Here is a 15,497-nt window from a genome sequence, read left to right as displayed (position 1 = left end):
TCCACATGCAAACAGGGGGAACACGTTGGAATCGCGGATCACTGATGCGGATCTCGCCATCATCGGCGGCGGTGTCGGCGGAGTCGCCGCCGCGCTCGCAGCTCTGCGACACGGGCTGCGGGTGGTGCTGACCGAGGAAGGCGACCGCATCGGCGGGCAGTTCACCAGCCAGGGCGTGCCCCCGGATGAGCACAGGTGGATCGAGCAGTTCGGCTGCACCGCCTCCTACCGCCGCTACCGGACCGCGGTTCGCGACTACTACCGGACGTGGTATCCCCTCACCGCGGCGGCCAGGAACGAGCCACACCTGAATCCCGGTCTGGGCCGGGTCGGTGCGTTGTGCCATGAGCCGCGGGTCAGCGGTGCCGTGCTGCGCGCGCTGGTCGACCCCTACTTGAGCAGCGGCCGGCTGCGCATCCTGCTCGGTGCGCGGCCGGTGGCGGCGGAGACCGACGGCGACCGGGTCCGCAGCGTGACGGTGGACTGCGCGGACGTCGGCCTGGTGCACATCACGACCCCGTACTATCTGGACGCCACCGAGCTCGGCGACGTACTGCCGCTCGCCGGTGCGGAGCATGTCACCGGGTTCGAGTCCCGGCACGAGACCGGTGAGCCGAGTGCGCCCGAGGTGGCGCAGCCCGGCAACATGCAGGCGTTCTCCTGGGTGTTCGCCGTCGATCACCGGGAGGGCGAGGACCACGTGATCGCCCGGCCGGCAGCGTACGACCACTGGCGCGCGTACCGTCCCGATTACTGGCCGGGACCGCAGGTCGGGCTGACCGCCCCGGACCCGCGGACGCGGGAGCCGCTGACGCGGACGTTCACCCCGAACATCCAGTCCGGGCCCGTGCTCGCCGACCAGAGCGAGGACCCCGGGGACCGCGAACTGTGGGAGTTCCGCCGGGCCGTCGCCCGCGAGCTGTACGAGCCCGGCTTCGTGACCAGCGACGTCACCCTGGTGAACTGGCCGATGATCGACTACGTGGCGGGGCCCATCATCGGGGTGAGCGAGGAGGAGAAGGCTCGCCATCTCGCCGGCGCGCGTGAGCTCTCCGCGAGCATGCTCTACTGGCTGCAGACCGAGGCGCCGCGGCCGGACGGCGGCCGGGGCTGGCCGGGACTGCGGCTGCGGCCGGATGTCATGGACACCCCCGACGGCTTCGCCGCCGCGCCGTACATCCGCGAGTCCCGGCGGATCAGGGCCGAGTACACGGTCGTCGAACAGGACGTGTCTCTCGCCGTGCGGGGTGCGGCGGGCGCGACGCAGTACGACGACACGGTCGGGGTCGGCATGTACCGGATCGACCTGCACCCCTCAACGGGCGGCGACAACTACATCGACGTCGCCAGTTGCCCGTTCCAGATCCCGCTCGGCGCCCTGCTGCCCGTGCGCATGAGGAACCTGCTGCCGGCCGGCAAGAACATCGGCAGCACGCACATCACCAACGGCTGCTACCGGCTCCACCCGGTGGAGTGGAACATCGGCGAGGCCGCCGCCTCGCTGGTGGCCTACTGTCTGGGGGAGACGGTGGAGCCGCATGACGTCCGGCGCAAGGAGGGACACCTGCGGGCGTTCCAGAGCGCGCTGAAGGTCGACGGCGTCGAGCTGGCCTGGCCAGAGATCCGGGGGTACTGATGTCTGTGTCAGGCGTGATCGTCCCCGCCGTGACCCCGATCGGCGAGAGCGGACGACCGGACCTCGCGGCCGGCCTGCGATACTTCGGCGCGCTCGCCGCCGCGGGCATCACGAAGATCATGCTCCTCGGCACGAACGGCGAGGGGCCGCTGCACCAGACGGCGGAGATCGGCGCGTTCCTGGGCGACGCCGTCGACCACTGGCGGCGGCTGGTGCCGGATGGCGCCGTAATCGTCAACGTCTCCGCCGCCGGCACCCGTGAATCGCTCAGGCGGGCCGAGATCGCCGCCGAGGCCGGGTGTGACGCGGTCGCCCTCAGCCCGCCCTGCTATTTCCACCATGACGAGCGCGACATCATCGAACACTACAGAGCGATCAGTACCGCCGCGGTGCCGGTGATCGCGTACAACATCCCTCGGTACGCGCCGCCGTTCTCGGAGGGCTCGATCGCGGCCGTCGCCGACATGGAGCACGTCATCGGCGTCAAGGACAGCTCGGGTGAGACGGACATCCTGCGTCAGTGGCTCGAGGTCAAAACCGACCGGCCGGACTTCGGGGTGAACCAGGGAGCCGAAGGCAAGATGCTGGGCGCGCTGGCCGCGGGCGCGGACGGGATCACCCCCGGGATCGCCAACATCGCCCCGCGCGTCGCGCTGGAGCTGGTCGCCGCGTATGGCGCCGGCGATCAGGAGCGTGCCGCACTGGCCCAGAAACGGGTCATCCGGTTGCTCGGGGTGCACCGGATCAGGGCCGGAGTCCCGGTCGTCAAGGCGACCCTGGCCATGCGGGGTCTGTGCCGGGCAGCGGTCGCCCCACCGCTGCGGACCCTCGACGACGGCGAGCTGGCGGCGCTGCGTGAGTTCCTGACCGGACTCGAGCCGGAACTGATCGGAGCCGCCGATGGGTGACGTCGAGTGGTGGCGTACCGCGGTGATCTACCAGGTCTACATCCGGTCGTTCGCGGACGGCGACGGCGACGGGATCGGCGACATCGCCGGGATCCGCAGCCGCCTGGGCTATCTGGCCGGCCTCGGTGTCGACGCCATCTGGATCACGCCGTGGTACGAGTCGCCGAACAATGACGGGGGCTACGACGTATCCGACTATCGCGCCATCGCCCGCGAATACGGCGACGTACGCGAGGCCGAGCAACTCGTCGCGGAGGCGCACCGGCATGGCCTGAGGGTCATCCTGGACGTCGTGCCGAACCACACGTCCACCGAACACCCCTGGTTCCAGGCCGCGCTCGCCGCCCCGCCGGGCTCCGCGGAACGCGCCAGGTACCACTTTCTGGACGGTCGAGGACCCACCGGGGAGGTCGTGCCCAACGACTGGCGCAGCACGTTCGGCGGCCCGGCCTGGACGCGGGTGCCCGACGGGCAGTGGTACCTGCACCTGTTCGATCCCAGCCAGGCCGACCTGAACTGGTCCAACCCCGAGGTCCGCGCGGAGTTCCTGGACCTGCTGCGCTTCTGGTTCGACCGCGGGGTCGACGGGTTCCGGATCGATGTCGCCACCGGCCTGATCAAGCACCCCGGCTATCCCGATCTGGGCTACCGGGAGGAAGACCTGCTCGTCCTGACTGACGTGCCGGACCATCCGCACCGGGACCGCGACGAGGTGCACGCCATCTACCGGGGCTGGCGCGCGGTGGCCGACGCGTACGACCCGCCAAGGGTCTTCGTGGCCGAGGCATGGGTGGCGGATCCCGAGCGGCTGGCCCGGTACGTGGCGCCGGCCCAACTCCACACCGCCTTCAACTTCCCCTTTCTGCAGTCCGCGTGGGACGCCGGCGATCTGTTCACGGTGATCGACTCCACGCTCCGCACGATGTCACTCTCCGATGCGCCGCCGACCTGGGTGCTGTCCAATCACGACGTCGAACGGACGGTGACCCGTTACGGCCGTGCCGACACCCGCAAGCATCAGGGAAGGTCCGGCCACGAGCTGGGCCCGGTCGACGAGGACCTGGGCCGCCGTCGCGCCAGGGCCGCGCTGCTGTTGATGCTGGCGCTGCCCGGCGTCGCCTACCTCTATCAGGGTGAGGAACTCGGGCTGCCCGACTACATGGACATCCCCGACGATCGCCTCCAGGATCCGATCTGGACCCGTTCCGGCGGGCGGCGCCGAGGACGCGACGGCTGCCGAGTGCCGCTGCCCTGGACGCCGGCACCGGACGGCGCCGGGTTCGGGTCCGCGGACCCGTGGCTTCCGCAGCCCCCTGGGTGGGGACGGCTCTCGGTGGCGAACCAGGTGGACGACCCGGCCTCCACTTATCACCTCGTGGCGCGGGCGCTGCGGATCCGGCGGAAGCTGGATGTCCCGCAGGAGCTCGACTGGGTGGGCCGAGCCGGCTCCGTCCTGCACTTCCGGCGCGGACCGGACTTCGCGTGTGTCGTCAATCTCGGCGCCACGGAGGTGCCGATGCCCACGAACACGGTCACCCTCCTGCGCAGCGACACCCTCGACGCGGCACGCGATCCGCTCGGGCCGGACACGGCCGCCTGGCTGCGTCTGCAGGGCGGGAGCAGAACATGAGACAGCCCAACATCGTGCTGATCCTCGCCGACGACCTGGGGTACTCGGACATCGGCTGTTACGGCGGTGAGATCCGCACGCCGAATCTCGACCGGATCGGACGGTCCGGGGTGCGGCTGTCGCAGTTCTACAACACGGCACGATGCAGCCCGTCGCGGGCGTCCCTGCTGACCGGGCTGCACCCGCACCAGACCGGTATCGGCGTTCTGGCCGGCAACGGCGCACCCGGAGGGTACCCGGGCAGCCTCAACGACCGCTGCGTGACCGTCGCCGAGGTGCTCCGAGACGCCGGGTACGCCACCGGCATGTCGGGCAAATGGCACCTGAGCGGGCCGTTGTGGGAGCCGGCCGATTCGTGGCCCACCCGGCGAGGATTCGCCGACTTCTTCGGGACGCTCAGCGGATGCGGGAGCTACTACGACCCGGCGACCCTGTACCGCGGCGAGGTGGACGCGAGCGCCGAGGCCCGAGATCCGCAGTTCTTCTACACCGACGCGATCACCGATCACGCGGTGGAGTTCATCGGCCGGGAGGCTGCCGCCGGCCGGCCGTTCTTCGCCTATGTCGCCTACACCGCGCCGCACTGGCCGCTGCACGCGCCCCAGGAGGACATCGCCGGGTACGACGGCGTCTACGCCGCGGGCTGGGACGACCTGCGCGCTCGCCGGCTCGACCGCCTGCGCTCCGAAGGCCTGCTCGGCGCGGAGTCGGCACTGTCCGCGCCCGACCCGGCGCAACCACGGTGGGCTTCGGCACCGGATCAGGCGTGGGAGGCACGCCGCATGCAGGTGTACGCGGCCCAGGTGGAGCGGATGGACCGGGGCATCGGCCGTATCCTCGACCGGCTGGAGGCATCCGGGGTCTCCGACGACACCCTGGTGGTGTTCCTGTCGGACAACGGCGGCTGCGCCGAGACGCTGCCGCTCGGTGACCCCGAGGAGTTCCGGGCCAAGCGGCACATCATTCCGGCGGCCACCCGGGAAGGCGCCGAGTTGCGCGTCGGCAACATCCCGGGCATCGACCCTGGCCCGGAGGACACCTATGCGAGTTACGGTCCCGCGTGGGCCAACCTGTCCAACACCCCGTTCCGCCTCTACAAACGGTGGGTCCACGAGGGAGGCATCGCGACCCCGTTCATCGTGCACTGGCCCGCGGGCGGGCTCACCGCAGGGCGGATCGTCCGAACGCCCTTTCAGCTCACCGACGTGCTGCCCACCCTGCTCGGTGCCGCCGGCGTCGACTACTCGCGCGAGTACCGAGGGCGGGCGGTGCCACAACTTGAGGGGCGCACCATGTTGCCGGCCCTGCGCGGCGCCTCGGTCCCGGACACGCCCCTGTTCTGGGAGCACCTCGGCAACGCCGCCGTACGCCGGGGGCGGTGGAAGCTGGTCCGCGAGCACGCGGGGCCATGGGAGCTCTACGACATGGACACCGACCGCTCGGAGTTGACCGATCTCGCCGAGCGCCGCCCCGACCTCGTCGCGGAGTTGGCCACCGCGTACCAGTGTTGGGCGCAGCGGGTCGGCGTCATATCCCGCGAAGGGGTGCGTCAGCTGTGAGCCGGGCTGACATTTCACCTCCAGCGTCGGTCGGAAGACCGCGCCGGCGCCCGAGGAGTGGGTGACCACGACGGCGTGGTCGGCGCGCAGCTCTACCGTGTACGGCGGGGCCGCCTCGGCGGCGACCGGCCGCGCGGGGAGTAGGAGCGGGAGATGCAGCAACATGATCGCGGTGTGGCGCGTGGGGTCCTCTCGCCGGTCATCACGGTGTGGGGGTGAAGCGCACCGCGTCGGCACGGTGGTTGCCGACGCCGGTGACGGAGAGGGTCACCGAGGCTAGGCCGTCGAAGGGCCAGGTGCCGAGGGACCGCCACTGGCCACCGGCGGAAGTCTGGTCGACGACGACGTCCTGGCCGCCGGCCCGGTAGGTCGCCTGCTTGGTGCTGGCCGTGTGCGCGGGGTACCAGACGGCCACCTCGTACGACCCGGCGTGCAGACGCGCCGTCCAGGTGGCGGTCGAGCCCGTGGTCGAGCTGAACCGGGTGCCGGAGCCGTCGAAGCCCTTCAGGCTGCTCGAGGACCAGGTACCGGTCTCCTGGTACGGCGGCGTGTCCGAGCAGGTCGGCGGGCCGCCCTCGTTGGTCACGACGACCGGGCCGGAGGAGGTGGAGGGCACCGTGTGGGGCTCGGAGAGGGGACCGGTGCCGGCCGCGTTCATCGCCGCGACCCGGTAGACGCCGGGGGCTACGGTGAGGCTGGTCGCTCCGGTCGTGCTTCCGGCCACGCCCGAGGAGCAGCCGGTCCCGGTCACGACGTATCCGCGGGCGCCCTCGACCGGCGTCCACGACAGCGTGGCGCCCTGGTGCGACAGCCCGGAGGGCGCGGCCGGGACTTCGGTCTCGACCGGGAACGGGTGCGCCGCCGTGCCGCCGCCCGACAGCACGTACTGGTGTCCCCGGGCCACGGGGAAGCGGATCGCGCCGGTCTTGGAGTCCACGGTGAAGGCCACCCGGCGGCCGGTCCTGGCGTCGGTGACGACCAGCTTGGCGGGGTCCCAACCGGTGTTCGCGTTGACGATCCGGGTGCCCCGGGCGTCGAAGACCGAGCCCCACGCGATCGGGTACACCTCCGCACCGGAACGCGTGATCAGCACGCCCTTGCCGCCCACGAACACCGGCAGCCTGTCCATCCCGATCGGGTGGTCCGTCAGGGTCCGTGGCCCCTGGTACACCGCGCCGGTCTCGTAGTCGATCCACTTACCCGCGGGCAGGTGCACGTCCCGCGTCTGCGCGGTATCGAAGTCCCGCCCGAACAGCGGCGCGGCCAGCAGCGACTCGCCGAGCATCCACTCGTGGCCGGCGGAACCGGGGTCGGCGTCGGGATAGGCGATGGACAGCGGCGTCATCGCGTACGGAAAGCCGGACTCGTGGCCGTCGAGCACCGCGTCGTAGATGTAGGGGTGGAGCGAGTCGTGCCAGAGCGCCATCCGCTTCACCGATGCGGCCAGCTCGGGGTCCTCCAGTTCCCAGGGCCCCTTGCCAAAGGCCATCACCGGCGTCAGCGCGGCGAACTGCGCGTTGCGCCAGAAGTAGCGCCGGTAGGACGGGTCGGTCAGCGAGGCCCGGGGGGTGCCGCCCACGATGTCGGGGGACACGTTGCCGGGGCCGCTGGCGGCGATGTTGAGCAGATTCACCGGCATCCGGTCGGGGTCCTCGTGGAAGACCTCGCCGCGGCCGTAGATCGTGTCGTTGATGCGCACCCAGTCGCCGGGCACCGAGTAGGCGGCGTTGCGGACGACGACGAGGTCACCGGCGTCGTGCAGCGCCTTCTGCAAGGCGTTCCAGTTGCCGTCGCGGTGCAGGTTGGGCGCGTACAGCATGGTGTCCTCCTTCACGCCGTCCACGCCCCACTTGCGGGTCTGCGCCACAAACCACTGCACGGCCTCCGGGTTCGCGGCGTCCAGCACGTACGTCTCGCCCTGCGGGAACTGCGACTTGGTGACCTTGACCGGGAGGAAGTAGCCCTTGGCCAGGGCCTCGGCGGTGAACGGGCCGTCGTTGGCCGTGGGCTCCACCTTGAAGTTGTTGCGCGCGCCGAGCAGCAGGGCCATGCCGCTGTCCGAGAACAGCCTCTTCAGCGCGTCCGGGTCGGGGTAGCGCGGGTTGGGCAGGCCGTCGTCGCGGCCCGGCTCGTGCACCGAGTCCCACATGCCGAAGCTGTTCGTCGTCCCCTCGGACTTGTCGCCGCGCGGGCCCGGCCAGAACCCGGAGCCCACCACGCCCCACCGGAGCGGGTAGCCGTGGTCCTTGAACGCCTTGACCGTATCGGTCACCGACGACTGATAGGTGTTCCAGGCCAGCGCGCCGTACGCCTCCCATCCCAGCCCGAACATCTCCGGCCGCGGCCGGGCGTCGGCGTAGCCGTGCCGGTGCCTGGCGTCGCGGTAGTCGGCGTAGATCCGCTTCAGGTCGGTGGCGGCGAAGTAGTACAGGCCCTGCGCGGGCCCGGTGCTGCCCAGCCGGTTCTCCGAGGTGGTGAGGCCGACCCGCTTTTGGCCCTCGTCGAAGAGCACCTCGGCGAACCTCTGCTGGGGGAAGACCACGAAGGTGGAGATGAACCGCTTGCAACTGCCCTCGTTGGTGAGGTTGTCCAGGACTATGCCGGTCAGCTCCGTCGTCCGGCGCGCCTCGACCTGGCCGCTGCACGGGGTGCCCTGGTCGGGCTGCCCGTCGGCGTGCGCGCCGTAGTCGCCGAGCCCGTACGCGGGCGCCACCGGGCCGGTGCGGAAGTCCGCGCCCCGGTCGGCGGTGATCTTCACATGACGAGCGGCCGGGTGCACCTTCACCCGCACCTTGGCGCCAGTCTCCAGGGTGACGTCGAGTACGGCCGTGCCCGCCGCCTTGCCGGCGAGTTCGGTGGTGGTGGCGTCCGCGTCGCCGACGCGGACGCCGGACTCGGCGTGGGCGGGCGCGATCACGGTGCCGTCGTGCCGGGCAAAGGAGTACCGGAAGCCGGCCTTCTGGACGGTCATGCGGTAGGTGTCGCCGGTGATGACGATGGCGTCGCCGGTGTCGGCGATCGGGGCGGAGGCGGCCCGCGCCGGTATGGCCGGCGCTACGGCGGCGAGCAAGGCGAGCAGGACGAGGGGGATGAGCGAGGGGAAGCGACGCATGAGTCGTCCTCGGGGAGTCGGTTCGGGCACGTGCGCGGTTGGTGCGGGATGGAGCGGGACCGCAGAAATGCCGTTCCGCGGAACACGCCCGCTGCCGGGCGGTCGTCCTACTTCTGCAGGCCCTTCTCGGCGGCCTTGGCCAGGGCCTCCTTCGCGGGGGAGTCGCCGATGAGCACGGCCTGCACCTGCTCGGCGATGGCGGTCTCGATCTGGGCGTAGCCGGCGTACCGCCAGAAGGGGTTCGCGGTCGTGGTCTTCATGTCGGACTGCCCACCAGGTGCGCCGGGCCGACATAGCCCAGGCCGATGCTGATGGAGTCGGCGGTCTCGATGATCGTCCTGGCGAGCTCGGCCTCGCGGGTCGGCAGGCCGATCGCCGAAAGCGGCCCGGAGATGGAGATCGCCGCCACGACCGCGCCGGACCGGTCGCGGATCGGCGCGGCCACGCACGCGCGGCCGAAGGCCAGCTCCTCGACCTCGGTCGCGTAGCCGCGGCCGAGCACGGTGGCCAGCTCCCCGTCCAGGCGGTCGTGGCCGATGATCGTGCTCGGCGTGAAGGGTGGCATCGCGGGCAGCAGCGAGCGGCGTTCCGCGGCGGACAGGCCGAGCAGCAGGCACTTGCCGATGCCGGTGGCGTACAGCGGCTTGCGCTGGCCGGTCAGCACGTAGGATCGCGGGGCCAGCCTGCCCTCGAAGTTGGCCAGGTAGAACATCGAGTCGTCCTGCCTGATCGCCACGTTCACGCCCAGGCCGAGGGCCGCGGCCAGGTCCTGCGCGATCTGCCGCGCCTCGCGGTGGACCGGGTGCTGGTTCAACGCCACTCCGCCGAGCGTGATCGGCGCGGTGCCGAGCCGGTACAGGCCGCTCACCTCGTCGCGCTCCACGAACTCCAGCGTCTCCAGCGTGGCGAGCAGCCGGGACGCGGTGGAGATGCCCAGCCCGGTGGCCTTCGCGACGTCCGACACGCGTAGTTCGGGGCGGCCGGTCAGGAACGCCCGCAGCACGGAGACCGCCCGTTCTACGCTCTGATTGTTGCCCTGGTCGGAAGCCATGGTCTCTCCAATGCAATAGCCTTGCATTATGTGGGATCGTCGCGCACATGTCGCAAATCCGTCAAGTGCACTGTTTCCGGTGAAGATCCGGCATGAGGCCGCCTACTTGAGCGGCCCGCGCCAGGAGGGCTACTTCGTGCGCCCGCCGTGGCGCAGTCTCTACTCGGCCCGGTTCGAGACGCCACTCGTCTCGGTCACGTGCGACGACGGCACCACGGGCTGGGGCGAGGCGCTGGCCCCGGTCGCCCCGAAGTGCCGGCCTCCATCGTCGACAGGCTGCTCGCCCCGGCGCTGATCGGCCAGGACCCGACCCGGGTCAGGCCGCTGTGGGATCGGCTGACCGGCCTGATGCGCGAGCGCGGTCACCTGACCGGGCACCAGGCCGACGCGCTCGCGGCCGTCGACATCGCGCTGTGGGCCTTCCCGGCCTCGCCCGCCGCCTACCTGCGGCCCGACCTGCGCGCGCATCGTGCTTTTTGACCGGCAGGGCTGAGGCGCGTCGCTGGCTGAAGCAAGCAGCGGTGGACCGCGACGGTGCGCAAGCGCAGCGGAAGGACGCATGAGCAAACCGGTTCTCGCTGCGGCCGGCGCCAGCTCTCACGCCTCCGGCGGCTCCACCGGTTCCGGCGGCGGCTACAGCGGCGAAGGCGGCAGCCGCGGCGTGGGCGGTGACGGAGGCGGCGGGTCATGGTGACGACGGGCTGACGTCCGTCGGCACGCATCCCAACCACCAGCCGCGGCGCGGCCCAGGCACCTTCGCGGGCAGACCTCGACGATGCCACGTGCCTGCCACGCCAGGCCGCCGGCGACGAACATCAGCTCCGGCCGGATCGACCCGGCCGGAGAGAACGGCGACGCCATTTCGCACCTCGACCGCGAGGTTCTGCACACGCGTCCGCTCGCCCGGCACCAAACCGGCCCACGACCCGCCGGCGCCCCGGCTGGACGCGGGTCCGGTACGGGCGGCGTACACAGCGGTACGGGCGGAGTACGGACAGCGCCGTGCCAGCGACAATCCCTAACGTTCTTACCAAGCCGCCAATGACCTGCACCAGGCCCGCGGTCGGCAGCCGTGGACGTGCGGCAACGCGTGACTTCCTATTCCAACCATTTCGAAGCGACAAGACGCCGGGGGGCGCGAGCCTCGCCGATCCCACGACGAAAGACAACCCTTCATGAAAGGAAACATGTGAAACCCAGAATCATGACGTTGATCGTGGCCTTCGTCGTCGCGGTCTCCAGTGCCGTCTTCGTGGCCGCGCCTTCGGCGTCCGCCGATGGTTTGAGCAATCCGAGTGGCACGCTCACCGTCTCCTGCGGGGGTGCCGAGGCCTTCATTCAGGTCGACTGGAAAAGAGCGGACCAGGTGACCGTTCGCTGGCGTATCGACGACACCGGCACGGAGGCCAACAAGTCTCCGGTGCTGCGGATCCAGGCCCGCGGCGCCGAGGGCGGCGAGGCACCCTTCATCTTCCCCAGCGGCGAGACCTACTTCATCCTCAGAGGCGGCAACGGCCACCACGAGGTCGGCCTCAAGTCCGACTGGAACCCCGACAACATCCCCAACATCAATCACCTCAGGGTGAAGGTCCAGAACGGGACGACCGAGCAGGGGGTGTTCTGCTACCAGGAGAGGGACATCTTCAACTGGAGCATGATCGCCCACAAGAACGCCGTGGCCAAGCGCGGCGAACCCTACATAGGGCAGGGTATAGGAACCCCCCAGTACCCGGGCTACGACTGCTCCGGCCTGGTCTACGCCTCCTACAACCCGATCGCCAACTTCCCCGGCTGGCCGGTCCGCCGCGCCGTCGAAATGTGGAACTGGGCCAACAACAACCAGAACCCGGGGAAGTTCTACGCCAAGAAGATCGACACATGGTCGGACGACCTGAAGGTCGGTGACCTGATCTTCTACAAGACGACCGCAGAAGCCGTCGGCCACGTCGCCTTCTGGGAGGGGGACGGCCGGATCTTCGACGCGCTCCAACCGGGCACCAACGTCGACTACCACGCCGAAGGCGGCCTCTACGACAACCGCGTCGCGGTCTTCCGCATCCTCGGTGTCGACACCGTGGCGACCGTCGTCAACCCATGACGTCGCTCCTGGGTGTCCAGGCCGCAACCGGGACACCCAGGACACCGCCGCCTCACGACGACTACTGGTCCAGCGCCAGATCCACATAACACAGGCCCCAGCGTGCTTTAGCCAGCATGCTGGGGCCCGTGGCGTCTCCTGGCCTAGGATCGTCGGGTGCCCCGAAGGTCGCAGATCAAGAGTCTGGTCACTCGGCGTAGGTACGAGTGACGGAGACAAGCTTCGGCGGGCTGCTTCGAGCCCATCGCCGCCGCACCGGACTGACGCAACGGCAACTCGCCGACCGGGCGGGCGTGAGCGCGGGCGCGATCCGCGATCTGGAACAGGGCAGGACGAGAAGCCCGAAGCGGGACTCGGTCCAGGCCATCGCCACCGCACTCGGGTTGAGCGGGCCCGACGTCGAGCAACTTCACGCCGCCGCCGAGGCCCATCGTCCCCTGCGCGCCGAAGCCGGTCCGGTCCGTGGCGGCCCGCTGCGCATCCGTGTGCTCGGTCCGGTCGAAGTCTGGCACGGCGATGTCCAGGCATCCCTCGGCTCCGACCTGCAACGCACGCTGCTCGCGCGGCTCGCGCTCGGCGCCGGTGCGACGGTCGGCCAGGACGAACTGATCGAACTTCTGTGGCAGCACGGCGAAATCCAGAATCCGGTGAGCCTGCTGCACACGCACGTCGCCAGGTTGCGGCGGTTACTGGACTCCGACGGGCGAACCGACAGCGTGCTCCTCGGCGGTCAGACCGGGTACCGGCTCGCCGTCACCGCCGATCACCTGGACCTGCTGACGTTCCGCGATCTCACCACGCGGGCGGCGTACGACGCGCCGGAGGAGGCGTTGACCCGGCTCGCCGAAGCCGTCGCACTGTGGCGCGGTGAGATCGACGCGGAGCGGGTGGCGTCGAGCCCGCTCTACACCGCGATAGCCACCGAGTACGCCACCACCGTCCAGACGTTCGCCACTCTGGCGCGCGATCTCGGCAAGCCGGAACGGGCGCTGAAACCGGTGCGGGAGCTTGTGAATCGGCGCGAGCTGGACGAGCCGCTGCACGCCGAGCTGATCCTGACCCTGGCCGCGAGCGGCCGGCAGGCAGAGGCACTCGCGGCGTACGACCGGATCCGGTCCGCACTCGCCGACCAGCTCGGCATCGATCCTGGCGAGCGGCTGCGGTCCGCCCAGCTCGCGGTGCTCCGGCAGCAGGAGCGGCACGCCCGGCGGACAATGGGGCGGACCACGATCCAGCAGGCGCCCGCCGCGCCGTCGGACTTCGTCGGCAGGGCGCACGAGATGGCCAGGATCGAGGCTACGCTCGCCAGGGCGAGCCAGGAGTCCGGACCGACCTCGTCCCGAATCGTGCTGATCGACGGCATTGCCGGCGTCGGTAAGACCGCTCTCGCGCTCGCCGCCGCGCACCGGTTGCGCGCGAAGTATCCCGACGGTCAGCTCTACGCCGACCTGCGCGGCACCACCGCACCCGCACCGGAACCGATGCAGGTGCTCGGCCGGTTCCTGCGCGCGCTCGGCGTGCCGAGCAGGCGGATCGGGACCGATGAGACCGAGGCGGCCGCGTTGTTCCGCAGCGAGCTCGCCGACCGGCGGATGCTGGTGCTGCTGGACAACGCACATGACGCCGACCAGGTCCGGCCGCTGCTGCCAGGTGTGGGCGGCAGTGACGTGATCGTGACCAGCCGGCGCAGGATGCCTGGCCTCGCCGGTGCGAGCGTCGTCCACCTCGAACCGCTCAACCCGGAGGAGTCGATCACCCTGATCGCCGCGACCGCGGGATCGCATCGGATCGACGCCGATCCCGACGCGGCCGGTGCGCTCGCCGTGGCGTGCGCACGGCTGCCGCTCGCGCTGCGCATCGCGAGCGCGCGACTGGCCACCCGGCAGGCGTGGACCATCGGCGACCTGACTCGCCGGCTGCACGACGACAACCGCAGACTCACCGAGCTGTCCACCGGTGAGTCGAGCGTGCTCACCAGTTTCCAGCTCAGCTACGCCGACCTGAGCGCAGCGGCCCAGCGCGCGTTCCGGCTGTGCAGCCTGCACCCCGGTGACGACTTCGGCGCCGACAGCACCGGTGTCCTGCTGGCGATGCCGGCGACCGAGGCGGAGCGCGTGCTGGAGGACCTGCTCGAGGCGAACATGCTGATGCAGTACGCGACGGACCGCTATCGGTTCCATGACCTGCTGGGCCTGTACGCCCGGCGGCTGCTCGCCGATGATACCGAGGGCGAAACCGCGCGCTCCCGGCTGTACACCTGGTACGCCGACGCGGTGACGGCCGCGATGGAGTGGGTGTACCCGCAGCTCGTGCGGCTCGACACGCATGCGGAGCGGGAGACGTTCTTCGCCACCGAAGCCGACGCGCTCGCCTGGCTGGACGCCGAGCTGCCCGCATTGGTCGCCGTCGTCAGGCACGCGGCTGGGTCCGCCGACCGCGCGCTGTCCTGGCGGATCACCGACCAGCTCCGCGGCTACTTCCTGATCCGCCGGCACATCGACGGCTGGCTGCCCGCGGCGGAGGCAGGTTTGGACGCGGCCGCCAGAGCCGGCGATGACGTCGCGCGGACCGCGATGTTGATCAGCCGTGGCCAGGCGCTGTGGTCGGTCGGCCGGGACGAGGAGGCGCTGTCCGACTGCCTCGCGGGCGAACAGCTCGCGGTCACCACCGGCTGGACGACGGCCGCAGCGTATCTGTCCCATCACATCGGATGGCTCTATCTGGAGCAGGGCAAGCTCGCCGACGCGGAGGAGTGGCTGCACCGCGCGCTTGAGTTGACCGAGGACGACCAGCTCGGCCACGTGCGGGCGGTCGCGCTCAACGGACTCGGGGTGATGCGGCTGTGCCAGGGCGAGCTGCGGGACGCCGCCGAACTGCTCAACGCGGCGCTGGAGATCAGCGAGGCGACCGGCCGGGAGACGTCGGCGCTGGCCAATCGGGGCAACCTGGCGAGCGCGTTACGTCAGCTCGGTGCGGAGGCGCGCGCCTCCGAACTGCTCACCGAAGTGCTCGCAGCGTACCGAAAGGGGTCGAACCTGCGCGGCGAGCTGTCCACCTTGGACGAGTTGAGCCGGCTGCACAGACAGCGCGGAAACGCCGCCACCGCGCTGGAGGTGGCGAGGCGAGCGCACGACATGGCGATCGCGGTCCACGACAGGAAGGCCACGGCACAGACCGCCGCCACTGCGGCAGAGGCATACCTCGCGCTCGGCGACGCGACGGCCGCCGCCCAGTGGTTCGAGCACTCCGTGACGATCGCGCACAACACCTACCCGTTCGTGGAGGCACGGGCACTGGTCGGCCTCGCCACCGCCCGGCTCTCCGCCGGTGACCCGGCCTCGGCGAGCTACACCGCCGAGCAGGCCGTGGCGATCGCCGGATCCTGCGGTTTCCGCCTGCTCGAAAGGCAGGCATTGGCCGCGCTGCACGCGTCGAGACGATAACAGAACCAGTCGGCGGGTGGCGCGGACTGTTGACCCCGCCCTTGCGGTGGACAACCAAGT

General features: G+C 70.6%; 12 protein-coding genes. 9 read left to right on the top strand and 3 right to left on the bottom strand.

All coding sequences use genetic code 11. From position 1 onward, the window contains the following. Positions 1–25: 25 nt before the first annotated feature. Genes ACTWPT_RS45370 through ACTWPT_RS45355 form a run of 4 tightly spaced genes read left to right on the top strand, consistent with a single transcriptional unit; the run spans position 26 to position 5,733 of the window. Complete coding sequence (locus ACTWPT_RS45370) at positions 26–1,636, top strand: FAD-dependent oxidoreductase (RefSeq protein WP_443183749.1); 1,611 nt, start codon at positions 26–28, stop codon at positions 1,634–1,636. Further along, complete coding sequence (locus ACTWPT_RS45365) at positions 1,636–2,544, top strand: dihydrodipicolinate synthase family protein (RefSeq protein ID WP_443183748.1); 909 nt, start codon at positions 1,636–1,638, stop codon at positions 2,542–2,544. The genes ACTWPT_RS45370 and ACTWPT_RS45365 overlap by 1 nt, the downstream gene beginning before the upstream one ends. Continuing rightward, a complete protein-coding gene (locus ACTWPT_RS45360) occupies positions 2,537–4,174 on the top strand; it encodes an alpha-amylase family glycosyl hydrolase (RefSeq protein ID WP_443183747.1) in 1,638 nt (545 codons plus the stop codon). The genes ACTWPT_RS45365 and ACTWPT_RS45360 overlap by 8 nt, the downstream gene beginning before the upstream one ends. Further along, positions 4,171–5,733 (top strand): arylsulfatase, encoded by a 1,563-nt coding sequence (locus ACTWPT_RS45355; RefSeq protein WP_443183746.1) that lies wholly within the window; start codon positions 4,171–4,173, stop codon positions 5,731–5,733. The genes ACTWPT_RS45360 and ACTWPT_RS45355 overlap by 4 nt, the downstream gene beginning before the upstream one ends. 202 nt (positions 5,734–5,935) lie before the next feature. Here the strand turns inward: ACTWPT_RS45355 and ACTWPT_RS45350 are convergent, their stop codons facing one another. The 3 genes from ACTWPT_RS45350 to ACTWPT_RS45340 all read right to left on the bottom strand — a co-directional run bounded on the left by ACTWPT_RS45350 (position 5,936) and on the right by ACTWPT_RS45340 (position 9,896). After that, entirely contained in the window at positions 5,936–8,845 is a 2,910-nt protein-coding gene (locus tag ACTWPT_RS45350; RefSeq protein WP_443183745.1) for a golvesin C-terminal-like domain-containing protein, read from the bottom strand. Positions 8,846–8,952: 107 nt separating this feature from the next. Next, entirely contained in the window at positions 8,953–9,105 is a 153-nt protein-coding gene (locus tag ACTWPT_RS45345) for a hypothetical protein (RefSeq protein WP_443183744.1), read from the bottom strand. Continuing rightward, on the bottom strand, positions 9,102–9,896 hold the full coding sequence (locus ACTWPT_RS45340; protein ID WP_443183743.1) for an IclR family transcriptional regulator: 795 nt from the start codon (positions 9,894–9,896) through the stop codon (positions 9,102–9,104). The genes ACTWPT_RS45345 and ACTWPT_RS45340 overlap by 4 nt, the downstream gene beginning before the upstream one ends. Positions 9,897–9,975: 79 nt before the next feature. Between ACTWPT_RS45340 and ACTWPT_RS45335 the strand changes: the two genes are divergently transcribed. From ACTWPT_RS45335 to ACTWPT_RS45315, 5 genes are all read left to right on the top strand, one after another. Continuing rightward, positions 9,976–10,191, top strand: a complete 216-nt coding sequence (locus tag ACTWPT_RS45335) for a hypothetical protein (protein ID WP_443183742.1) — start codon at positions 9,976–9,978, stop codon at positions 10,189–10,191. After that, positions 10,149–10,376, top strand: coding sequence for a hypothetical protein (locus ACTWPT_RS45330; protein ID WP_443183741.1), 228 nt, complete (start codon positions 10,149–10,151; stop codon positions 10,374–10,376). Before ACTWPT_RS45335 ends, ACTWPT_RS45330 begins: the two co-directional genes overlap by 43 nt. Before the next feature lie 79 nt (positions 10,377–10,455). Next, positions 10,456–10,590 (top strand): hypothetical protein, encoded by a 135-nt coding sequence (locus ACTWPT_RS45325; protein ID WP_443183740.1) that lies wholly within the window; start codon positions 10,456–10,458, stop codon positions 10,588–10,590. 495 nt (positions 10,591–11,085) lie between these two features. Then, positions 11,086–11,994 (top strand): C40 family peptidase, encoded by a 909-nt coding sequence (locus tag ACTWPT_RS45320; RefSeq protein ID WP_443183739.1) that lies wholly within the window; start codon positions 11,086–11,088, stop codon positions 11,992–11,994. A gap of 206 nt (positions 11,995–12,200) precedes the next feature. Next, entirely contained in the window at positions 12,201–15,437 is a 3,237-nt protein-coding gene (locus ACTWPT_RS45315) for a BTAD domain-containing putative transcriptional regulator (RefSeq protein WP_443183738.1), read from the top strand. Positions 15,438–15,497: the final 60 nt, after the last annotated feature.

Origin of the sequence: Nonomuraea sp. 3N208 (genome assembly GCF_052245935.1) — a bacterium.
Taxonomy (GTDB): Bacteria; Actinomycetota; Actinomycetes; order Streptosporangiales; family Streptosporangiaceae; genus Nonomuraea.
This window is presented reverse-complemented; position numbering and strand designations above follow the sequence as displayed.